The 23,186-nt window shown below is 61.2% G+C and carries 17 protein-coding genes; 12 read left to right on the top strand and 5 right to left on the bottom strand.

Annotation, left to right across the window (positions count from 1 at the left end):
* Positions 1 to 12: 12 nt before the first annotated feature.
* Together DIE13_RS07655 and tssK are read right to left on the bottom strand one after the other, a co-directional pair.
* The gene (locus DIE13_RS07655) at positions 13 to 687 is read right to left on the bottom strand and encodes a DotU family type IV/VI secretion system protein (protein ID WP_124826600.1); all 675 of its coding nucleotides are present in this window, start codon (positions 685 to 687) and stop codon (positions 13 to 15) included.
* An 80-nt stretch (positions 688 to 767) separates the two neighbouring features.
* On the bottom strand, positions 768 to 2,117 hold the full coding sequence (tssK, locus tag DIE13_RS07650) for a type VI secretion system baseplate subunit TssK (RefSeq protein ID WP_124826566.1): 1,350 nt from the start codon (positions 2,115 to 2,117) through the stop codon (positions 768 to 770).
* Positions 2,118 to 2,694: 577 nt separating this feature from the next.
* Between tssK and tssB the strand changes: the two genes are divergently transcribed.
* From tssB to tssJ, 12 genes are all read left to right on the top strand, one after another.
* A complete protein-coding gene (gene tssB, locus DIE13_RS07645) occupies positions 2,695 to 3,207 on the top strand; it encodes a type VI secretion system contractile sheath small subunit (RefSeq protein WP_124826565.1) in 513 nt (170 codons plus the stop codon).
* 73 nt (positions 3,208 to 3,280) lie between these two features.
* Positions 3,281 to 4,831, top strand: a complete 1,551-nt coding sequence (gene tssC, locus DIE13_RS07640; RefSeq protein WP_124826564.1) for a type VI secretion system contractile sheath large subunit — start codon at positions 3,281 to 3,283, stop codon at positions 4,829 to 4,831.
* Between the two features lie 80 nt (positions 4,832 to 4,911).
* Positions 4,912 to 7,383 carry a type VI secretion system Vgr family protein gene (locus DIE13_RS07635; protein ID WP_124826563.1) on the top strand — a complete coding sequence of 824 codons (2,472 nt, stop codon included), beginning with the start codon at positions 4,912 to 4,914 and terminating at the stop codon, positions 7,381 to 7,383.
* Between the two features lie 62 nt (positions 7,384 to 7,445).
* Positions 7,446 to 9,029, top strand: coding sequence for a lipase/acyltransferase domain-containing protein (locus DIE13_RS07630; protein WP_124826562.1), 1,584 nt, complete (start codon positions 7,446 to 7,448; stop codon positions 9,027 to 9,029).
* Positions 9,023 to 10,090: a T6SS immunity protein Tli4 family protein gene (locus DIE13_RS07625; protein ID WP_124826561.1), complete on the top strand. Its 1,068-nt coding sequence runs from the start codon at positions 9,023 to 9,025 to the stop codon at positions 10,088 to 10,090. The genes DIE13_RS07630 and DIE13_RS07625 overlap by 7 nt, the downstream gene beginning before the upstream one ends.
* 9 nt (positions 10,091 to 10,099) lie before the next feature.
* Positions 10,100 to 11,353 carry a hypothetical protein gene (locus DIE13_RS07620; RefSeq protein WP_124826560.1) on the top strand — a complete coding sequence of 418 codons (1,254 nt, stop codon included), beginning with the start codon at positions 10,100 to 10,102 and terminating at the stop codon, positions 11,351 to 11,353.
* 79 nt (positions 11,354 to 11,432) lie between these two features.
* Positions 11,433 to 11,723, top strand: coding sequence for a PAAR domain-containing protein (locus DIE13_RS07615; protein WP_124826559.1), 291 nt, complete (start codon positions 11,433 to 11,435; stop codon positions 11,721 to 11,723).
* A gap of 108 nt (positions 11,724 to 11,831) precedes the next feature.
* Positions 11,832 to 15,611, top strand: coding sequence for an ImcF-related family protein (locus tag DIE13_RS07610; protein ID WP_175786884.1), 3,780 nt, complete (start codon positions 11,832 to 11,834; stop codon positions 15,609 to 15,611).
* A gap of 8 nt (positions 15,612 to 15,619) precedes the next feature.
* On the top strand, positions 15,620 to 17,203 hold the full coding sequence (gene tssA, locus DIE13_RS07605; protein WP_124826558.1) for a type VI secretion system protein TssA: 1,584 nt from the start codon (positions 15,620 to 15,622) through the stop codon (positions 17,201 to 17,203).
* Between the two features lie 9 nt (positions 17,204 to 17,212).
* Positions 17,213 to 19,027 (top strand): type VI secretion system baseplate subunit TssF, encoded by a 1,815-nt coding sequence (tssF, locus tag DIE13_RS07600; protein ID WP_124826557.1) that lies wholly within the window; start codon positions 17,213 to 17,215, stop codon positions 19,025 to 19,027.
* A complete protein-coding gene (gene tssG, locus DIE13_RS07595) occupies positions 18,991 to 20,127 on the top strand; it encodes a type VI secretion system baseplate subunit TssG (protein ID WP_124826556.1) in 1,137 nt (378 codons plus the stop codon). The genes tssF and tssG overlap by 37 nt, the downstream gene beginning before the upstream one ends.
* Positions 20,128 to 20,161: 34 nt before the next feature.
* A complete protein-coding gene (gene tssJ / locus DIE13_RS07590; protein WP_124826555.1) occupies positions 20,162 to 20,680 on the top strand; it encodes a type VI secretion system lipoprotein TssJ in 519 nt (172 codons plus the stop codon).
* Positions 20,681 to 20,778: 98 nt separating this feature from the next.
* On the opposite strand, the gene catC is transcribed toward tssJ, so the two are convergent.
* The 3 genes from catC to DIE13_RS07575 are packed head-to-tail and all read right to left on the bottom strand — an operon-like array spanning position 20,779 to position 23,185.
* The gene (catC, locus tag DIE13_RS07585) at positions 20,779 to 21,069 is read right to left on the bottom strand and encodes a muconolactone Delta-isomerase (protein ID WP_124826554.1); all 291 of its coding nucleotides are present in this window, start codon (positions 21,067 to 21,069) and stop codon (positions 20,779 to 20,781) included.
* Positions 21,070 to 21,112: 43 nt separating this feature from the next.
* Complete coding sequence (gene catA, locus DIE13_RS07580) at positions 21,113 to 22,015, bottom strand: catechol 1,2-dioxygenase (protein WP_124826553.1); 903 nt, start codon at positions 22,013 to 22,015, stop codon at positions 21,113 to 21,115.
* 36 nt (positions 22,016 to 22,051) lie between these two features.
* Positions 22,052 to 23,185: a muconate/chloromuconate family cycloisomerase gene (locus tag DIE13_RS07575; protein ID WP_124826552.1), complete on the bottom strand. Its 1,134-nt coding sequence runs from the start codon at positions 23,183 to 23,185 to the stop codon at positions 22,052 to 22,054.
* Position 23,186: the final 1 nt, after the last annotated feature.

The following is a 23,186-nucleotide window of genomic DNA, read 5'->3' as shown; positions in this document are numbered from 1 at the left end:
AGATGCCCGAACTCACGGCCGTTTTGCTCTCTGAACGAGTTGGGTCAGTTCGGCATCGAGGATTCGATCCCATGCGAACCAGGTGAGTATCGCGATGACGCATGCCACGCCGGCGACCACCCATGGAGACACATGCCTGAGCCGGTCGATCAGTCGCATGTCGGACCGATGGGTGACGAACCCCGGGCAGATCGCCGGCCGCGATTGATCGATCTGCGCAACCAGCGCGGCGAGCAATGCCTGACGTTTCGCTTCACCATCGCGGGCGCCCGCGGCCGGACCCGAGCGCGCGGCATAACGGCCGCGGAACCCCAGGCCGAGAACGACTGCATAGCATTCGAGCAGGTCGACGTTCGGCGCGGGTTCGCGCATCCGGTAGTCGAGCCGCTCGTAGACGCGCGTGCCAGCGTCGTGCGTGCCGAATCGCTCGACCTGCAGCGGCGTGGATTCCCAGTTCGCCTTGTCCGAAGCCGACAAGTGCCGCAGCGCGGCCTCGTCGATCAGCCCGCACTGGGCGATGATCGCGTCGTCCCGCACGTCCGCGGCGATGCCTTGCGCATCGAGCGCGGTCTCGAACTGTGCGACAAGCAGGCGGCACTGCTGACGCAAGCTTTCAGCGTTGTCGACCTGGCCGCCGTTCGACAGGTGAGTGACGAGCAATGCGGTATCGCGCAGCAGCGCGCGCATCGACGGTCGATGGGCGTGACCGGGGGATGGATCGCGCGCAAGCAGCGCGGTTTCGTGACGCATGGAGACGGCGGCATTCATCATCGCAGCACCGCATACAGTTCGAGTGACGCGTCGGGAATCGACGCAGGCAGATAGATCTGGCAAGCGCGCGCGGCGAGCATCCGCGCATGCGCGGCGTCGTGCGCGTCAAGCGCGAAATAGTGGTTGTCCAGCCGGACCGGTATGGCGCCGGGTACCCGCTGCACGGCTTTGAGCGGAATTCCCGCCACGGCGGAATTGACGATGTGCTCGACGTCATCCGGCGCGCCGATCTTGCACAGACGCGGAAACTGCTCGATCAGCTCGAACGCCGGCAACGCGGCATTGACGGAGAGATACCAGTCCGCGGCATCTTCGACGATGCGCTCGTCACGGAACTGGCCGATCCAGGTGGTCGGCGTCGTGTGCGAGAGCCCGATCGAGACGACACGTGACGGGATGATTGCGTCGAGTAGATCGCGGATCAGCGATTCGAGCGTCGCGAAGACGTCATGGGCGCCCGCATGGTCGTAGGGCGGAATGTCGGTCAGCGAGACGCGCGTCGAGAACGTGGTCAGCGAACTGGCCAATTGTGCGAGTACCTGGTACAGGCGATCGGTCGACTGCCCCGGGTGCGACGCGAGGAAGCGCAGGTGCGGCCAGGCCTGGTGAATGCAGTGCAGGAGCCAGAAGAGCTGAACGTCGGCGACACCGTACTCGGCTACCTGTTCGATGCGTTCGCTGCGGCGCGCACCGAGGTGTGCGCTTTTGGCGGCGAGGATGTCGGCCATCCGCTGGATGCGCTCGATATGCAGCGTGTGGCCGGACAGCGTCAGGCATGGCGGGACATATTGGCGATCGACCTGGAACTGCCCGCTTGTCGTGCGCGTCAGGCGTGCGATCCCACATACGGTGTCGTCCGCATGCGATTCGGAGCTGAACAACAACCGGACGGCATGGCGTTCGGCGGCTATTTCGGTCTCGCTTGCACCGTTCAGGTCCGTCACCCGGACGAACTCGCGATACGTTCGGCGTGGGCGGGCCAGCGCCGTTTCATCGAAACGGCAGTTGCTGCCGTTCGCATCGGGTAGCGCAAGTGCGGCCAGCACGTCGATGCGCTGGGTATCGGCGGGAATTTCTCTGACGAGATCGCGCGCGGGTGGCAACGCATCTGCGACGGTCGTGTCGATCGGCGTACCGTCGGGGAAACGCAATTGCAGCCGGGTGAGCTTCAGGCGATGCGAAGCCAGTGCTTCCTCGTCGACGTCGACGCTCAGCGTTCCCCATGGCGCAACGGTGGTCGCCGAAGCCAGTTGCTGCAGCGCGAACCCGTTCCAGCGCTCCTGCTGCTGGAAATGCTGCTGCGTAAGAATCAGCCCTTCATGCCAGAGCGGTTTGTCGATCCGCATGGTGTGGTCAATACCGATGTAGGAATTATGAGGCGCCGATTCTATACGTCGTTTCCTGATTCCGTATACCAAATTTTATTAGAATTTGTTGGAAAGTGTTTCGGTTAAATTGAGATGGATGAGGTGTTTATTTTGAGATTAATTGGGTGGAAATTGTTTTCTGGATGCGGCTGTCATGGTGCGGGTTTTTATTGAGAATTTATGCTCTAATTTTTTGGATTGATATGTATATAAATCAATGACTTGCGGTATTTTTATGGATTTTTTTGATAGCGACTGATGGGGGTGTTCGGGTGCCTATATGAGTATCTAAATTAGATGGTTGGAATCGGACTGGTCTTATTGTAAATGGGCGTGGTTTCGTCAATTTACGATTATTCGTGTTTTAGGTTTACTCGCCGACAGGGAGCGTGATATTTTCTGCCGTCTGAGTCGAATATCGGGCCGCGAATATCCGACTCGATCGTTCGTCGATGCCCGTTGCCGGGTTTGGCATGGGCGGTGCGGACGACGGAGCATCCGTGGTCGTGGGTGCATGTCGCGGAGTCGTCGAGCTTCCTGAGATAAGGAGAACGAATTGGACAGCTTTCAGCGAGAGATCCCGAAGAGCCGGGTGTCGATCACCCTGGATCTGCATACGGGCGGGGCGCAGAAGAAAGTCGAATTGCCGCTGAAGCTGCTGGTGGCAGGTGACTTTAGTGCCGGCCGCGAGCAGGCGCCGCTCGCCGAGCGCAAGAAGGTGAACATCGACAAGAACAACTTCGATGCCGTGCTGGCCGACTACGCGCCGGATCTGAAGATCGCCGCGGACAACACGCTGGCCGGCGACGGTTCGGCGCTGCCGGTCAACCTGTCGTTTCGGTCGATCAAGGATTTCGAGCCCGAGCAGGTCGCGCGTCAGATTCCCGAGTTGCAGGCGCTCCTCGCGATGCGCAATCTGCTGCGCGACCTCAAATCGAACCTGCTCGACAACGGCACGTTCCGCCGCGAGTTCGAGAAGGTGCTGAAGGACGACCGCCTGTCCGCGAAGCTGCGCGGCGAACTCGCGCAGATCGCGACCGCCGCGACGCAGCCGGAGGGGCATGCGTGAGCGGCGCTGGGCAAAACGCGCGTTCAGCGCATTCCGCAACATCGTAACGATTCGATCGCAGACAGGATCCGACATGAAATCCACTGAAACCCAGCAGAGCAGTGCGACCGAAGCCGTCGTGCTGGACGCCCCGCACGGGGATATCGACAGCGTCTATGCGTCGCTATGCAGCAAGATCAACCTGAAGCCCATCAGCGAAGCGCGCCCGCTCGAGGCGTTCCGCGACAACGACATGCTGTCCGACGCGTCGGCCGACGAGCGGATCGCGCGCGGGATGGGCGCATTCCTCGAACTCGTCGCGAACGCGCGCCAGCCGGTGGACCGTCTCGACAAGTCACTGCTCGATTTCCATATCGGCCAGCTCGACCGGCAGATCAGCCGCCAGCTCGACGCCGTGATGCATACGTCGGCATTCCAGGCGCTCGAGGCACGCTGGCGCGGCCTGAAGATGCTCGTGAGCCGCACCGATTTCCGCAAGAACGCGCGCATCGAAGTGCTGGATGTGTCGAAGGACGCGCTGCAGCGCGACTTCGAGGATACGCCGGAACTGATCCAGAGCGGCCTGTATCGCCTGACGTACGTCGAGGAATACGACACGCCGGGCGGCCAGCCCATCAGCGCAATGATCAGCGACTTCGAGTTCGCGAATTCGCCGATGGACGTCGCGCTGCTGCGCAATATCTCGAAGGTTGCGGCTGCCGCGCACATGCCGTTCATCGGCGCGGTCGGGCCGGCGTTTTTCGGCAAGCAGTCGATGGAGGAAGTCGCCGCGATCCAGGACATCGGCAACTATTTCGATCGCGCCGAGTACATCAAGTGGAAGAGCTTCCGCGATACCGACGATGCTCGTTACGTGGGCCTGACGATGCCGCGCGTGCTCGGCCGCCTGCCGTACGGCAAGGACACGGCGCCGGTGCGGGCGTTCAATTACGAGGAGGCCGTCAAGGGCCCCGATCACGACAAGTACCTGTGGATGAATGCGTCATTCGCGTTCGCGGCGAACATGGTGCGCAGTTTCATGAGCAACGGCTGGTGCGTGCAGATTCGCGGGCCGCAGGCGGGCGGCAAGATCGAAGACCTGCCGGTTCACCTGTACGACCTCGGCACCGGCTACCAGCCGAAGATCCCGACCGAAGTGCTGATCCCGGAAACGCGCGAGTTCGAGTTCGCGAATCTTGGTTTCATCCCGCTGTCGTTCTACAAGAACCACGACTTCGCATGCTTCTTCTCGGCGAACTCGGCGCAGAAGCCGGCGCTGTACGAGACCAAGGAAGCGACCGCGAACAGCCGCATCAACGCGCGGCTGCCATACATCTTCCTGCTGTCGCGCATCGCGCACTACCTGAAGCTGATTCAGCGCGAAAACATCGGCACGACCAAGGATCGTCGTCTGCTCGAGCTCGAGCTGAACAACTGGATCAAGGGGCTCGTGACCGAGATGAAGGATCCGGGCGACGAGTTGCAGGCGTCGCATCCGCTGCGCGAGGCGAGGGTGATGGTCGAGGATATCGAGGACAACCCGGGCTTCTTCAGGATCAAGCTGTTCATCGTCCCGCACTTCCAGGTCGAAGGGATGGATATCGGGCTGTCGCTCGTGTCGCAGATGCCGAAGGCCAAGAACTGATCTGAAGTTTGCATGTGGGCCGTCGGGGCGTCGATGGTTGTTCCGGCGGCGGGGCGCGTTGTGCGCAAGCGAGGGAATCCATGTCGATGATTTTGCCGACGCAAGCTTATGAATTGAAGCTGGCGCCGCATCCGGCGCCGTTCTCGATCCTGAAGTTCGAGGGGCTCGACCGCGTAAGCCAGCTTTATCGATACGAGATCGAATTCACGAGCCCGGCGGCGGGCATTCCGATGGACCAGGTGCTGGGGCGGCCGGCGAAGTTCATTGCCGATCCGGTCGATCCGGACATGGATTACCTGCGGAAGATGTTCGGGGACAACGCGGCGCAGTTCAGTGCGAAGCCGGCGGCGTATACGGTGCATGGCGTGATCATGCAGTTCGACGAGTTCGAGACGTCGGCGGACGAGACGCGCTACCGGGTCGTGCTCGCGCCGACGCTGGCGGATCTCGACCGTGGCGTGACCAGTCGGCTGTTTCAGAAGCAGTCGGTCGGGGAGATCGTGACCGACACGCTGCGGCACTACGGATACCGAGCGGGTGTCGATTTCCAGTTCCAGTTGCGCGGGCAATACAAGCGTCGCGAGTACGTGACGCAGTATCGCGAGACGACATTTGCCTTCATTCAGCGCATTTGCGCGGAAGAGGGCATCTGGTTTCGCTGGGAGCAGAAGAAGGATCGCGCGGTGGTGGTGTTCGGCGACGATCTGGATGCGTATGCACGCAAGCAGCGCACGGTGCCGTATCGGTGGGACTCGGGGCTCGAGAGTGTCGGTGCCGATGCGGTCAAGACGCTCGGGCGCGAGATGAAGCGTGTGCCGGAGGCGGTGCGGTTGCATGACTACAACCATCGACAGGCTGAGGTGTCGTTGCTTGTAGAGGAAAACACGGCACGCGACGACAAGACGACGGACGCGGTCGATTATCGCTGGGGCGAGCATTACGAGACACCGGAAGAGGGTAAGCAGATTGCCCGGCTGCGGCACGAAGCGTATCTGGCCGGGCAGATTACGTTCAAGGGGACGGGCAATCCGTTCTGGCTCGAAGCCGGCGAAGTGATGCGGATCGAGCCGAATCCGGCCGATGCGAAGCACGGGGTTTTCGTGACGTCGGTCGAGTCGCACGGCGGGCGGAACGAGTCGTACTGGGTGGCGTTCGAGGGGATTCCGTCGGATCGTGTATGGCGCACGTCGATGGCTTGGGTTTCTCGGCCGGTGGTCGACGGGATTCTGCCGGCACGGATTACGTCGCCGGGCAACTACAAGTATGCGTATCTGACCGAGCAGGGCTGGTACGTGATCAAGCTGCCGTTCGATCTCGATGAATGGAGCCCGGGAGGGACCAGCCGGCCGGTGCGGTTTGCGAAGCCCTATAGCGGCGACAACTACGGGCATCACTTTCCGTTGATCGACGGGGCGGAGGTAGCGATCGTCCATACGGACGGCGATCCGAACCGGCCGGTGATCATCGGGGCAATGCATGACAGCGTGCATCCGGATCTGGTGAACAACCTGAACCATACGCGGAACCTGATTCGGACAGCTGCGCGGAATGAGTTGCGGATGGAGGACAAGGAGAGCAACGAACATGTCCACCTGACGACGCCGTTTCAGGCCAGTGAGCTGAATCTTGGGCATATGGTCGACGGTGATCGCAACGAACGAGGTCAGGGGGCCGAACTACGTACCGACGGGCATGTTGCAATCCGAGGTGCAAAAGGCGTTCTCGTCACAGCTGAGGTGCAGGCCGGCGGCGTTGGGCACCAGTTGGCGATGCAGGGTGCTCAAGGATTGCTTGATCTGGCATTCCGACAGATGCGCGGCCTTGGTGAGGCGGCCAATGCGGCGCAAGCAGTGGCCGCAGATTACGAACGTCAGCGCGCACTGCTCGATGGCACGCTCAAGGAGTTGAAAAAATCCGGTGTGCTCGTGAGCGCACCCGAAGGAATGGGACTGATTTCCGGAACCGATCTTCAACTCACCGCGAACGACAACCTGATTGCTACCGCGGGCGGAAATGCTGACATCGGCGTTATGAAGCGATTTACAGTCGCGGCTGGAGAGGTGGTATCGCTCTTCGCACAGAAACTGGGAATGAAGCTTTTTGCCGCCCGCGGGAAAGTCGAGATTCAGGCGCAGAGCGATGAGATGTATCTGATGTCTGATAAGGACATGAGGATGACGAGCGCCAACGGCAGGGTCACGATCGAAGCGAAAAGCGAACTCCTCCTCCGATGCGGTGGGTCATACATCCGAATCTCATCAACCGGCATCGAAGACGGGACTCAAGGAAACCGGACTATCAAGTCGGCGGCATTCAGTCGCCAGGGGCCGTCGTCACTTGCGGAGTCGATGAATACCTGGAAACACGCAAATTTCGACGAGGAGTTTGTCGTCAAGTGGCCTTACAGCGGAAAACCGGTGGCCAATCGCAGGTATTCAATCATCCGGGATGATGGGAGTGTGATCCGTGGCGTCACCGACGCGGAAGGACGGGCGGGGCTGCAAAGGACTCTCTTCGCTGAAGGGATGCGGTTGCGCATTGACCCTGAGTGATCGTTGTCTACCTGTATTTCCTCAACTCACCAGTTGCTACACGACTAGACGGAGCTATCCCGATGCCTGTTGAACGTATCCTTGCCGCCAAACATGCCGACGATGGCTCGGTGCACTATTCATCGGTTTCGTCTCCATCGGATGACAGTCATGCCGTTTGCCACATGGTGCCTGACCGGGTGATTCCAGTGATTTTCGTGCCGGGAGTCATGGGCAGCAATTTGATGAATAACCAAAATCAGTCAGTGTGGGTCGTCAATAGCGGCGCCGGCATGCTGCCTTGGTCTTGGAAAGATGCAGCATACCGCAAGCAGACACTGGACCCAGTCAATACCAAGGTCTTCGATGGAGGCGATCTCCCCAAAGGCACGTCGCTTACCGATGCCGAAAAGAAGGCGCGAGGCTGGGGCACGGTTTCCAAGAAAAGCTATGGGGACTGGCTGGTATGGCTGCAGGACGCGCTCGACGACGCTCACGCGGGAACCAATCATGGCCGCAGCGGTTTGCGCAACAGTCTGATCAAGCAGGTAGTGGCGCCGGGCCTTGATACGTTGACCGACAAAGAGGTCGAGTTGTCGTATCAATACAAACTGCCCGTGCATGCGGTGGGCTACAACTGGTTGAAATCGAACAAAGATTCCGGTGAGTATCTTGCTCGCGAAATTGATCGAATCATGAGCGGCTATCGCAAGCGCTTCCGTTGTGAGAAATCCATCGTTGTAACGCATTCAATGGGCGGATTGGTGGCGCGCTATAGCTCAGAAGTGGAAGGGTATCGTGACAAGATATTGGGCATTGTACATAGTGTGATGCCCGCCATTGGTTCAGCCACGGCCTACAAGCGGGTCAAGGCCGGTTGGGAGCCAGGTAACACAATCGAAGAGGGAATCGGCCGGAAGGTATTGGGAGAAACTGCCGCAGAGATCACAGCAATATTTTCACAATCGCCGGGGCCGTTGCAACTTCTGCCAGATAGCAATTATGGTAACGGCTGGTTGAAGATTCGGGATGGCAGTCGGGTTGTCTCCTTGCCTGAACGAGACGATCCCTATGAAGAGATATATACCCAGCGTGGAAAGTGGTGGGGGTTGATAGACGAAAAGCTCATTAATCCGCTCGATAAGAAGAAGGTAAATCTGGACGGGGACTGGAGTGCATACTCCGATTTGATGGATAAACAGGTTAGAACGTTTCACGACGCCATCAGCGGTCGCTACCATGCGGATACCTACGTCTTTTACGGAAGCGACGAGAAGCACAAGACTTGGGGCGATGTTGTGTGGCGGCATACCCCGGCCAAGCGTAACCTGCTTTCACACAGTCCGCCTCCTATTTCGGAGCCGCTAAAGCTCGAAGGCAAATGGGATTCTCGCACGGGCATCCAGCGTGTCATTGACCCTTCCAAGCGACCTTTTCCATTGTTCGAGGAGTTCGTCTTGCAGCCGGCGCAGGAAAATGGCGACGGCACCGTTCCGATCCGGTCTGGACGCGCTCCTGCGCGCTATGCGAAGGCTTGCGTCGCCTTCGAAGGGGTCGACCACGAGGGTGCATACAATCCGCTACCGTGCCGACTCTTCGCGCTGCGTGCAATCACGCGCTTGGTGAGTAACATCAAGGGCACATCCATGGAATACACGTCATGCTGAAGGCAGTGTGGTTGCTGTGTATAGCATTATTGGCAAGTTGCCGTGTAAAGGACCAGATACTCACGGAACAGGAGAGGATGACGGTGATGGAAATGACAAAAAATACGACTCCGCGATGTGTCGGGCGTTACTTGATTGATCTTCCTGTCAATGCGATGCCAATCGGCGAGGCCACATTTGAAGGTATTAAGGTCAACGCACAAGCCCAGAGATTGGTAGAGTTCCAGCATGATATGGATGCGCGTGAGGCGGAACTGAAGGCGGCTAGAAACCCGCTTGGATATCAGTTTTTCTTTGAAAGCGGCAAGGTGCGTGGTGTTGAGAATACGAGGTATCTAATTTATAACAATGAATTAAGCGACGCACATCGAAATATCGAAGTCCACAAGTGGGATCGCGGTTACCAGATTACGCTGAGAATTGAAGGCACGGATTGGAGCAAGTCTGTCGACCGAGATAAATCGTGGGTCAAGGCGAAGGAAACTAAAAATGATGTGCCGCAAAAATCGAGACTTGCCTTTGACTTGATCGCCAAATTGCAAGGTCGTCCCGAGGACATGATTCCAACCGAGCCAGGCACGTGCTTCGTCGGGGGGTTCATGCCCGGTAAAGCAATTTCAGAAAAAGAGGAGGTTTCGACGAGCTATGTACTCGCAGACAAGACAGATGTGTCGTTCAGCTGGCACAGCTTCGCCGATCTGCAAGCGACCAGCAGCTTGCTGCCACGCGTCCGGAGCCGGAGTGTCCAGGAGGCGCTGAAGACGGCAAAGGGCCACATTATTCGATCCGGGAACGTCGTATTGAGTAACGGTATGAAGGCGGACGAGGTGTTGGTATCAGCGCTGACATTGGTAGAAGTGCGGGGTCATCATTGCTCGCTCGAGGCGAATTACCAAGGTAGCCCGCAAGCCCCTTACATCGTTCTGGACATGGAAACGGCGAGTCCGAATTTTCTCGCTGAGGCTGACACGATCACGCAATCCTCGCTCACGGAAGGGGAGTCGGTTGCGTTGTGGGACGCGGTGTCTCGTAGTCTCCGCCCTCGACCGAATGCTTTTTGAGGAGGGGCCATGGCTGTTGACTTCGACAAGTTGCCAGAAGATGAGCCGGTTCCGGATGTCCCACCGTCGAGACTCGCCTGGACGACGATTTTTTTCGTGATCGTGCTGGGCGGTGTCTTTCTGGTCTTGTTTTTCTGGCCTAAAGGGGAGCCGACCCAAACTCCGTGGTTCTGGGTCTGTGTCGCCGTATATCCGCCCGGTGTCGCTTCGTTCGTCGTCTTGAGACGCTATAGCGTCTACGAAGGTCGACGTTTGGACGCAATCGCATGGAACGAGGCGCGCAAAGACTATGTGAATGAGGTATTTGAGCAAGCAAGTCAGCCGCTCGCGGTTCTGGCCACGAGCTACAGGTTCTCAAGCGATGCAAAGGAAGATGAGTTCGCCAAATTGCTGGATGGATCGGTAAAGCTTGAGCCAAGAGTCGCCGCGAAGCCTGATACGCCTCCGATGAACGCACGCTGGTTCGAGAAGCCTGACGCTGATAAGGATGGCATACGGTTCAAGAGCGATGATGAGCGACGAAGCCATGTCGTGACATGGGCGTTCGGCGCAGTTATCGATGAGGTGGCTGAAACGGTCCGCTCGTTACCAGCGGGTTTGAAACTGGTGATTCATCTGGTGCTGCCGGATATGGCCAGCACGGATGATGCTGCGGCCGCGTGGAACGAACAGTGGCAGAAGGCGAATCTCCGAACGCTGCAGCCGAGGATTTTGCAGGAATTGCCCGACCTGATGTACGTCGACGCGTGGCTGGATCGTGTCACACGGAATGTCGATCAGGAGGCCAGACTTCTCGTCGTTGCCCGGGTGAACACTGTTCTTCAAGCAGAGCCGCCAGATGGAAGCGCGGAAAGTGTCGTTGCGATTCTGTTCGCACCAGAGGCTGTACGCCGCAAGTTCAATCTTGCACCGGTCGCTATGATGCACCGCCCGAACGGAACGAACGACTGTCCAGTAAACGTTGCTCTTGCTCGTGCTTTGCAATGGGGGCGAGCGGAGAAGTCGGCAATTAAGAGGGGATGGAAAAGCGGGCTCGATGGCGCGACGGGAAATGCCGTAACGAGCGCATTGGTCAAGGCGGGCATCACCCCGAAGCCGGTGAATCTCGATTACATGATCGGTCATGCCGGTGAGGTCGCGCCATGGCTCGGCGTGGCATGCGCGGCAAAAGCGGCTGCTCGGAATGGGTCAGTTGAACTAGTCGTGACGGCCAACGAGACAGGGCCGTGCTTCTCTGTCGTACGGAGTGCCGGCACGGACTGAATCATGGTTGGACTATCCCGAATGTTTGCAAAACCGCATGTCGAGATCATGACTTATCCATACATAAGGAAAGCAGATTATGGTCAGGCGCTATGACATTCTGAAAGGCGACAAGACAACGTCTGATGGAACCGTATTGGGTGGCGATGCGAACGACAGGATCGGCGATCGCGAACAGGCTTACGAGCGTGACGAGATTTGGTGTCCGGCGTGTCAATCGACGGGACACATTGTGTGCGCCGGGCCGCGGCTATCGATGAAAGGCCCGGACGGTAGAGAAGGCGCGCTTAGCGACGACCGGTGTGTGTGCAAGTGTAGTGAGCCTCCCCGTCTGCTCCCATCCCAGCATTCGTCCTATGTCGATGTTTGAGCGAACCCTGAGGTGCCGGAGCCATGCGCGCTCCGGTCACGAGACGACTAACCAGCAGGACATGTGGCAGTTTTCGTATTGCCCAGCCTGCTTCAACCTTGATTGAGTATGCCGAGCAAGTTTCGGATCGACATTCTGAGCATCGCCATAGCAGTCGTCCTGCCCGGACTGGGGATCTGGTTCAAGGGGGATATCTTGTTCGGCTTGCACTCCGCCGAAAAGAGGGCGGCTTGGATTGTTGTCCTTTGTGTCCTGTTCGTTGTGCTGTTCCTGTGGTTCAGCTTCGATTCCTCGTCCCGCCCGGCGGTAGCCGTTCGACGCGTCAGGAATTGGATCGAGAGGCAGTTCAAGTCGCAATCTGAACGGCACGAGACCTTAACTTCAATAGAGACGGTACGCCCCGCTGCGTTGGGGAACAGCCTTCGCGACCGGTATGGCTGGCGGTGGCGCTATCGCGGGCGATGGGTACTTGTGGTCGGCGATGAACCACTCATCAAGCGTCTTGCCCCGGGGCTTGCCGAGACAGGGTATGCGATCATCGGTGATACGGTCCTCCTATATGCCAAGCAGATAAACAACACGCTTGATATCGACTGGCTCGACCACATACGTCGCATGCGCAGGCGTCGCCCTGTCGACGCGATTGTCGCAGTGACTGGTAACAGCAGTTCAGTCGATTCCCCATTCGACGCGAATGATCTTTCCCAGCGGCTGGCGCATCATGCTCGCGTGCTGCGCTGGGTCGCGCCCACGTATTTGTTGAACGTCACTGATTTCGGCAGCGAGTCGTCAGGTTTGGACGAAGCAATTGGTTTCACCTGGACAAGCGCGCGCTTGAACGCCGAGGAAGTCGGCGCGTCGCTACAGAACCTGTCGGACACCCTCTCGGATGCAGGGATCGCGCGGCTAGCGAAGGATGCACGTGATCGCTATCCAGCCGAGCTAGCGCAGCATATTTCACAGCGACGTGACGCCCTGCTGGGTCTGATGCTGAAGACCACTCAGTCTCGATACTGGCAGCACGCCGCCCATGGCTTGCTGTTTGCCCCACTCTTTCTAGAGCGAGACCTGGTATCGCCAGCATCGGATAACGTGAATGACGATGTGCAGCGGAGCGGCCCTCAACACCGAACCATCTGGCAAACCATCGCCGACCACAGCCGTAAGGCTCGCGGTCGACGCGTCGGCTTTTCGCTGTCGACCACGGCAGCATGGATGCTGACGACCCTGATCGGCTGCTGGTTGGTCGGCACGCTGCTGTCCGGCTTTGCTAACCTCGCGACAATCCAGAGCGCAACGGGGACGGTCGCAAAGCTCGCCGGGCCTCTGAACCCGACGCAATCGCTGCAAACACTGACCGATCTAGACCGTCAAATCGACACGCTCGAAATCCACCAGCGGGCCGGCGCGCCTTTGACCGCCCGTTTCGGCCTGAACCACGACCACGCGCTGCTCGACGCCCTCTGGCCTTACTACGCCGAGGCCGCAAACCGTACCCTCGTCGCCCCGGTCCGCCGGAAGCTCGAAGCGAGGCTGCATCAACTCGCTTGGCTGTCGGACGCGGAAATCGCCAGCGGCGGCGATGCTCAGGTACAAGCTGCTTACGACACGCTCAAGACCTACATGATGCTCGCCAAACCCGAGCGGGCAGTTGCCACCTTCCTGATACCGCAACTCGTCGCAACGTCCGCACCCGAACCCCCGACCAGTTCGCAACTGCCGAAGGGCCGCTGGGAAGACCTGCGTCAGCAAGCGATCTCGTTCTTTGCCAATCACATCGGGCGCGGCGGCGCGTCGAACCGAACCGCGCTCGCGATTGTCCCGGACGGCAACCTGATCGCGTCGACCCGCCAGACGATCATCGGCGTGCGCGGCATCCAGAACTCCGGCGATGCGATCTACCGGCAGATCATCGACGAAGCGACACCGAAGTACCCGTCGCTATCGCTCGTAACGCTGCTCGGCGACGTGGCTTCGCAATCCTCCGCGGGCAGTGCAACGAGCCGCGGCCTGTTCGGCACGACCGCGACCGTACCGGGCGTATTCACGCGCGCCGCGTGGGAAGAGCGGATCTCGAAGGCGATCGACGAAGCCGGCGAGCAACGCGATATAGCGAGCGACTGGGTGCTCTCCGACACCAAGGTTGCCCACGCATCGCCGTCGACATTGAAGGCCGAACTCCGCCAGCGCTACTTCGACGACTACGCGCGGGCATGGGCGCTTTTCCTCAACAGCGTGCGTTGGCAACCGGCACCGACGCTGTCGGCCACTGCCGACCAGCTGACGTTGCTGGGTGATCCGCAACGCTCGCCACTCGTCGCGTTGATGAATGCGATCGTCTATCAGGCGGGTACGGGCGCCAACGCCCAGTCGCTGTCCGACACGCTGATCAGCAAGGCGCAGCAATTGGTCGGCGCGGATGAAAAGGATCCGTCCAAGCAAGCCAGGCCTCAACTGGCACCGCTTGCCGCTGCATTCGGCCCGATCCTGCGTCTGACCGGTAGCGATCTCGTTTCGGGGGGGCCATCCGGCGGCAAGGGGAACAGCCCGCCCGCAGCGACCGGCGACCTGAGCCTGGCACGCTATCTGGAGCGGATCACGGCGATGCGCCTGAAGACATCGCAGATCGTCTCCAGCCCCGATCCGGACGCTATCGCACGTCTGGCCGCGCAAGCCGTGTTGCAGGGCAAGACCTCGGACATAGCCGACAGCCGCGACTATGCAAGCCGTGTCGCCGCGAGCCTCGGCGAACAATGGTCGGGCTTCGGCGCACTGTTCCGCGCACCGTTCGATCAGGCGTGGCAGGTCATCGTGCAGCCGGCCGCATCGAGTCTGAACGAGATCTGGCGCACCGCGATCCTTGGCGACTGGAACAAGACGTTCGGTGGCCGCTATCCGTTTGCGGATTCCGACAACGACGCGTCGCTGCCCGAGATGGCGCGCTTCATGCGTCCGGATAGCGGCGTGATCGCGCAGTTCGTGACAGCGCAACTGGCCGGTGTCGTCGAACGGCAGGGCGATCGGTGGGTCGCTTCGCAGGGAGCCGATGCCGGCGCATTGACGATCGATCCGGCTTTCCTCAACGGTCTGAACAAGCTCATGCGCACGTCGACCGTGCTGTTCCCGTCCGGCGACGCACGCGTGCGCTACGAACTGCGGGCCGAGCCGACGCCGGGCGTCACCGACATGCGATTCGTGCTGTCCGGCCGCGAACTGCATTATTTCAACCAGAAGCAGGAATGGACACCGTTCGAATGGCCGGGGCAGTCGCTCGAGAACCTGTCGCATATCGAATGGCAGACGGAGCAGGGTGGTTTGCGCACCGCGCTCGATTCGCAGGGACGCTTCGGTCTCGTTCGGCTGCTGGAGCGCGCAAAGATCGCACAGCAGGACAACGCGCGCTATCTGCTGACCTGGACACCCGACACGAGTCAGGGCATTCCGCTCAAGGTGCAATTGCGCAGCGAAGCCGGCGGCGGTCCTCTCGACGTTCTCCAGTTGCGGAATTTCACGTTGCCGTCCCGCATTTTCGTGACGGGAACACGGAGCGCGGGGCCGGGGGTCTCGACGATCGGCCCGCCGCCGTTGCCGGCATCGGCGATTGCGTCCGCGAAGCATGCGGCTGTTGCGCTGCCGCCCGGGCTTCCGGGCGGGCGCCCCTTGCCGGATGCGGCTAAGCCAGCGACGACGGAGCATGCGGTCAGTCAACGCAGCACGCCCGAACTCGCTCAGGCAAAAACGCGAGCAGCCAAGCCCGGCGCAACGAACCGGACGCCAGCGCCGAAGGCTGCGAGTTCGCCATTGGCGGCCACTTCGGGATTTTCCGATTTCCCCTCGAGCCCTTTCGGGCACGCCCTGATGTTGCTGGGCGACGCATTCGTTTTTTGATACCTGCCATGACGCTTGCCAATTTTGTGAAGACACTCGTCGGTGGTTCCCGTATCGATTCGCTTCGGCAAGTGCGGACGGATACCTGGGCCACATGGGTTGCACCGATACCAGGCGAGCATGCATACGGACGCGATCCCGGCTACGAAGACGCGTTCTTCGAACTGAAGGACGAAGCCGGCAAGCTGTCGGGAATCGATGACGGGTTGATCACCAGCGCATGCGAACACCTGCTCAAGGAGACCGGCAAGGATTTGCGGCTCGCCGGCTACTACGCGTTCGCACGCCTGCGACAGGATGGCCCGGCCGGGTTTGCCGACGGACTCGAGCTGGCCGCCGCGCTCGTCGACCGGTTCGGCGAAGAGGCTTTGCCCGCCCGTCACGAAGCAAAGAAGGCCGCGCTCGAAATGCTGGCGACGGCGCGCGTGATCGAAATGCTGGAGAGTCGTGGCGACTTCGCGCCGGTCGATCTCGAACGCACGTTGGTCGCGCTCGACGTGCTCGTGGCGCATACGGCCGCTTGGCCCGATGCGGCCCGTCCAAATCTGCAGCCGCTCGTTTCCCGCTTCGAGAAAAAGGAGGCGCCGGCGCGCAGCGCCGATTCCGGCATGGCGATGCCGGCAGCGATTGCGCCGGGCAAAACGTCGGCGGGCTCGATTGCGTCCGCACGCGATCTGCTCGATCAGGCACGCGCGATGTCGGCGTGGCTCCGCGACCAGGAAAACGGCTACTTGCCTTCGGTACGCGTCGTGCGAAGTGTTCGGTGGGATACGTTGCACGACGTGCCACCGGCGGATGCCGCGTCGCATACGCGTCTGGCGCCGCCACGCGGCGAGTTGCGTCAGCAGATGAAGCGCCTCGTTTTGCAGAAGCACTGGCACGAGTTGCTGGAGCGTGTCGAGGGTGCGTTTCTGGAAGGCGTGAATCACCTGTGGTTCGATCTGCAATATTTCCAGCACGTCGCACTCGACCACGCCGGTTCGCCGTACAGCGCGTGCCGAGAATTGCTGCGCGCCGACTTCGCGCTGTTTCTCGAGCGATTGCCGGGCATCGAGCGGCTGGCATTCAGCGACGGCACGCCATTCGCCGACGACACCACACTCGAATGGATTGCCCGACACGCGGTCGTGCGCGACCTCGAAGCGGGCGAGGCCGTTGCGCCGCTGCCTGTTTCCGCCGATAGCGGGAACGATGCGGCGGGCGGCTGGCCGGAGATCGAAACCCAGGCCCGCGAACTGGCGGCCCGTGAGGGTATCGAAGCGGCTTTCGCCTGGCTCGAAGCGCTGCCCGGCATGAAAACCGATCGGCATCGCTACTTGCAGCGGCTCGTGATGGCCCGGTTGGCCGATCATGCCGGCCGTCATGATGCGGCGCTCGCGCTACTTGCCGAACTCGACGAAACGTCCCGTTCGCTACCGCTGATGCGCTGGGAGCCGGCACTGACGTTCGAAGTCAAGCAGCAACTGGTCAAGGCATTGAAAGCGATGAGCAGCCGCAAGGACGCCGACAAGCCGGCACTCGTCCGCCGTATCGGCCAACTGCATGCGGAACTCACGGTCCTCGATCCCGCTCGCGCCTTGACCCTTTCGTAACGGATTCCCATGGACAACAACGATCCCATCCTGCGCTACTACGAAGCGGAAATGCGTTATTTGCGCGAATCCGGCAAGGAGTTCGCGAGGGCGCATCCCGATCGGGCGCGTTTGCTCAATCTCGACCGCGTCGGCGATCGCGACCCGTACGTCGAACGCCTCTTCGAAGGCTTTGCTTTCCTGACGGGCCGGCTTCGGCAAAAACTCGACGATGAACTGCCCGAGTTGACCGAAGGGCTCGTCAGCCTGTTGTGGCCGCACTATCTGCGGATGATTCCGTCGCTGTCGATCGTCGAATTGACGCCGTTTGCGGAGAAACTGCAGAAGACGGTGGTCGTGCCACCCGGCGTGCCGGTGCGTTCCGCACCGATCAATGTGCCGTCTCCGGACGGCGCGGAAGGCGTGGCGCCGCGGGCGGTGCAATGTCTGTACCGGACGACGCAGGCCGTTGCGCTGCAGCCGGTCTCGATCACGCATGCCGGGCCGGCGGTGCGACACGACGGACGCTCGGTGATCCGCGTCGGCTTCGCGTTGCAGGGCTCGGCGCTGCGCAAGGAGACGGATCTGTCGCGGCTGCGGCTCCATCTGAACGCCGATCTGCCGACCGCGTTCGCCATGCATCTTGCGTTGACGCGCCAGGTCGATGCAATTCACTGGCGCGTTCCGGAAATACGTGATGGCGAGCCCGTGCCGCTTACGGGCGTCAAGATCGAGCCGGCGGGATTTTCGACGGAAGAGCGGCTATGGCCCAAGTCGGATGCGGCGCTTTCCGGATATCAGTTGCTGCTCGAATACTTCTCGTTTCGTGAGAAGTTTCTGTTTGTCGATTTGTACGGACTGGATGTCTCGACGCTTCCCGAAAAATCGACTCGCTTCGAACTGGAAATCCTCCTGAAGGACGCGTATCCGCCAGACCAGCATTTCAATGCCGGGAACGTGCGACTGTTCTGTTCACCGGTGATCAACCTGTTCGAACTGGACGCCGAGCCGATCGAAATCGACCACCACGAAACCGAATACCGGGTCGTGCCGGCCGGCCATCAGGGCGAGCATGTTGAAACGTATTCGGTCGATGCGGTCGCGACGTTCGATCACGATACGGCCGAGCGATACGAATATGTGCCGTTCGCGACGTTCCGGCACCGCGGCGGCATGCTGCGGCACGAGGCACCCGAGCGGTATTTCCACACGCGCGTGCGCTCGGGCGTATCGGGGCTCCACGAAATGTGGGTGATTCTCGGCGGCCACGCGTGGGAAACGATGGATACGTTGCCGGAGGAAAGCCTGTCGTTGCGCGTGACGGGCACGAACGGGCTGCTGCCGCTCAAGGGGCTGCGCGAAGCGAGCCTCGACGAACTGGCGGCCAGCACGCCGAACGTCGCGGGCGTGCGCAATCTCGTGTCGCCGACGTTGCCGCTTTATCCGCCGACGGAAGATCGTTTCCAGTGGCGCGTGCTGTCGCATCTCGCGCCGAATTTCCTGTCGATGATGAACGCGGAGGTGTTGCGCGGCGCTTTGGCGCTGTACGACTGGACGAACGAGGAACTTAACCGGAGGCGGCTTGCCGGCATCCTGCATGTATCGCAGGAATTGATCGAGGAGGTGTCGGGCGGGGCGGTCGAGCGTGGCGTGCTGATCGAGGTCACGCTCGATGCGCATGCGTTTTCCGGTGAAGGTGACGTGATGCTGTTCGGCGAGTTGCTGCACCGGTTCTTCGGCGCGTATGCGGAGATCAATCTGTTCACGAAGCTGGCGATCGTCAGCCTGCCGTCGCGGTCGCAGACGGAATGGCCGCGCAGCAAGGCTCAGCGGGCGCCCCTATGACGGCTTCAATTGATCGGGCGGGCGGCGGATTCGCTGAGTCGAAGGGACTGCCGGCGTTTGCCGCGACGCTGTTCGAGCGAGCACAGAAGATGACTTTCATGCAGTTCTGTCGTCTGCTGGAGGCATGTGCGCCCGAACGTCCCGGGTTCGGCACGCGCGATACGCCGGAGCATGAACCGGTGCGGTTCCGGCCGCGTCCGCGGTTGGGGTTTCCGGCCGGTGAGGTGGCCGCTGTCGAATTCGACGACGAGCACATCGATGCGCCGCCGACCGTGCGCACGACCTTCATGGGGCTTTACGGCGTCGATGCGGCCATGCCGTCGCACATGATCGACGAGATCGTGTTGCGGGAGGAGGGGCACGAAGCGGTCGAAGCGTTTCTGGACCCGTTCAATCATCGCATCGCGACGCTGCTGTATCGCGCATGGAAGAAGTACCGCTATCCGGAGCGCTTTCGGGCCGGCGGTGTCGACGATCATTCGCAGAGCCTGTTGTCTCTGGCGGGGTTTGGATGGGGCGACAAGCCGTTGCGGGCGGGTTTGCCTCATTCCCGGATGCTTGCGTTGCTGGGACTGCTGACCCAGCGCACGCGGACGTCGGAAGGATTGGCCGCGGTGGTGGCGCTGGCCGCGCCTGGGGTCGATGTGCGCGTCGACGAGTTCTGGCCGGTAACGACGAGTACCGGGCGACCGACGCCGTTGACGTCGGCGAAGCCGGATGCGGACGTGCTGTCGGATGCGAAGTGCACCGGGCTCGGCGGCGGTTATGTGCTCGGCAGGCGTCTCGCCTATCGCAGCCGGGCGGTGCGCGTGACGTTGTGGCCGGTCGATGCGCGGCAGTCTCAGGACCTGTTGCCGGGTGCATGGCTGCATCGAGAGGTGATGGCATTCATCCAGCTGTATATCGGCATCAAGGCCGATGTGCATTTGCGGATGGTGGTGTCGTCACGGTTCGTTCCGCATCCGGTCGTCGGAATTGAACATGCCGGCCCGGCACCGCGTCTCAGCTGGACGACGGTGTTGCCGTCAGCCGATGAACGCCTGATCGACATCGCGCTCGGCGTGTACGAGGCGTTTCCCGTGCCGCAACCCAACCCGTAACTCGTGCCGTGCACGATCTGATTCCGGAGTCTTCATGTTCTATCGAATGAGTGCGGCTATTGCTGCCGCCGTATTGCTGCTGTCGGGGTGCGGCGCCTGGCAGTCGGTATCGGATGCGTCGTCGAATGCATACCGCGCAGTGTTCTTCAAGCAGGTCAAGGTGCTTGATGTCGACCTGACTGCACGCGCGGCGCTGAATCCGGACGATGCGGGACGACCGACATCGGTTGCCGTTCGCGTCTACCAGTTGAAGGATCGAAAGAGGTTCGATGCGGCATCGTATGACGATCTGTTGAAGAACGATCGTACTGTGCTGGTCCAGGATCTGCGAGCCGACATGTCGACTGTCGTGAGCCCCGGGGCTTCTTCCAGCTTGTCTCAACCGATGCAGCGCGAGACGGAGTATGTGGCGGTCGTCGCGTTGTACCGCGTTCCCGGAGTCGCCGAAAACTGGAAAAGGGTCGTCGAGAAAAAGAAGCTTGATCCGGATAAGCCGCTACGTATCGGATTAATGCCGAATGGACTTCAGATGACGGGAGACATCCCCAAGTGAATGCGGCCACGTCAGCTTCTCGATACAACCGAGGCGGGAAATTGTGGCGAAGCGGCGACCCATGCGCCGGATAGCCGGCGGCACGGGTCGCACGGAAATCACCGATCGTCGTCGCGAATGGACGACGGATGCCGGCACAGCGCCCGCACTTCCATCTCCATATACGGAAACAACGGCAACTGGCTCAGCAGGTCATGCAACTGCTGCACGCTCTCGACATCGAAGATACTGACGTTCGCATACTGCCCCGCGATCCGCCACAGATGCCGCCAGACTCCTTCGTTCATCAGCCGCTGGCACATCGCCTTTTCTTCTGCCTTCAGCGTGGCCGCCTTGACCGGATCCATGTCCGTCGGCAGACGGACGGTCATTTCCACATGAAACAGCATCCTGCACTCCTTGCGTTGTCGATTCGTCGAACGGGACGGCCGCTCAGGCTTGTGCACGCGCTCGCTCGACGTCGCTCGCCGGCACGTCCTGCTTGTCCTTGAGCAGCGAGAAATCGAAGTCGATCAGCGCGAACTGCCCGTCGACGCCATACGGCTTGCCTTCCGCACCCTCGGCCTGCTTGATCTTCGGGATCAGCCCTTCGCGGGTCGCGAAGGCGAAGTCGTCCCAGATGTGCGGATCGCCTTCGATGTTGATCTGCGTCGTCAGCTTACGATATCCGTCCGCGGAAACGAAGAAGTGAATGTGCGCCGGACGATGACCGTGACGGCCGAGCTGGTCGAGCAACTGCTCGGTCTTGCTGCCCGGCGGCACGCTGTAGCCGACCGGCAGCACGCTGCGGAAGCTGTAGCGGCCTTCGGCATCGGTGCGGATCGAGCGGCGCAGGTTGAACGCGGGCTGCGACGGGTCGAAGTAAGAGTAGTTGCCCAGATGGTTCGCGTGCCACACCTCGACGAGCGCATTCGCGATCGGCGCGCCGTCGTTGCCGAGCACCTTGCCGCGCATGATCAGCGTCTGGCCCGGATCGGTGCCGTCGTCGAGGCGCGCATGGCCGACCGACTCCGGTGCGCCTGCGACATACAGCGGCCCCTCGATCGTGCGCGGCGTGCCGCCCTGGATGCCGGCCTTCTCCTCGGCCTCGTCCATGCGCACGTCGAGGAAGCGCTCGAGCCCGAGGCCCGCGGCGATCAGCCCGAATTCCCGGCCGGCTTCGTTCAGGTAGTTGAGCGCGGTCCAGAACTCGCTCGGCTGCACGTCGAAATCCTCGATCGTGTAGCAGATGTCCTTCACGATCCGATTGACGATCGCGCGCACGCGCGGGTTGCCGGGTTTTTCCGCGGCGTCGTCGAAGGTCTTCAGCAGGGCGTCGATGGCTTGCTTGTTCATCAGTGTCTCCGGTTTCGGTTGTCGTGTCGTGTGGGGTCAGCGGGCGTCGCGTCGCATCCGTTCGATGCGGGCCCAGTCGAAGGTGATGCCGAGGCCGGGCGTCGCCGGCAGGTACAGCTTGAAATCCTCGTAGCGCAGCGGCTCGACGAGGATTTCCTCGGTGAGCAGCAGCGGGCCGAACAGTTCGGTGCCCCATTTCAGCGAGCCGAACGTGCTGAACAGTTGCGCGGACGCCATCGTGCCGGCCGCGCCTTCGAGCATCGTGCCGCCGTACAGGTCGATGCCGGCGGCCGACGCGATCGATGCGACGCTCGCTGCACCGAGCAGGCCGCCCGATTGCGCGATCTTCACCGCGAACACGTCGGCCGCGCGGTCCTGCGCAAGCGCGAACGCGTCGACGGGGCCGTGCAGCGCTTCGTCGGCCATGATCGGAATCCGCGCGAGCTGCGTGAGGCGCTTCAGCCCCGCGCGGTTGGTCGCGGCGATCGGCTGCTCGACGAGGCTGACGCCGGCATCCGCGAGCCGCGCACCTGCCCGGATCGCGTCGGTTTCGTTCCATGCCTGGTTCACGTCGACACGCACGTCGCCGCGATCGCCGAGCGCGCGCTTGATCGCGATCACGTGCGCAACGTCGTCGTCGACCGCGTTCGAACCGATCTTCAGCTTGAATGCCCGATGCCGGCGCGCCTCCAGCATCGCCTCGGCTTCCGCGATGTCGCGCTGCGTGTCGCCGCTCGCGAGCGTCCACGCCACGTCGACCGCGTCGGTCGTGCGGCCGCCGAACAGCTCCGACAGCGGCACGCCGAGGCGGCGCGCCTGTGCGTCGAACAGAGCGGTTTCGATCGCGCACTTCGCGAACCGGTTGCCCTGAAACAGCTTGCGCGCACGCGCCATCGCGGCGCCGGGGCGCGTCGCGTCCATGCCTTGCAGCAGCGGCGCGAAGTACGTATCGATGTTGACCTTGATGCTCTCGGGGCTCTCCTCGCCGTACGCGAGACCGCCGATCGTGGTCGCTTCGCCGACGCCTTCGATACCGTCCGTGCATCGAACACGGACCAGCACGAGGGTCTGGCAATTCATCGTGGCGACCGACAGTTTGTGGGGCCTGATCGTCGGCACGTCGACGAGCAGCGTCTCGATGCGTTCGATGGTGGCGGCAGTTGCTATCATG

It is taken from the genome of Burkholderia sp. Bp9016, assembly GCF_003857765.1.
Taxonomy (GTDB): Bacteria; Pseudomonadota; Gammaproteobacteria; order Burkholderiales; family Burkholderiaceae; genus Burkholderia.
The sequence above is the reverse complement of the archived record's forward strand: the minus strand, read 5'-3'. Positions and strand labels throughout refer to the sequence as shown.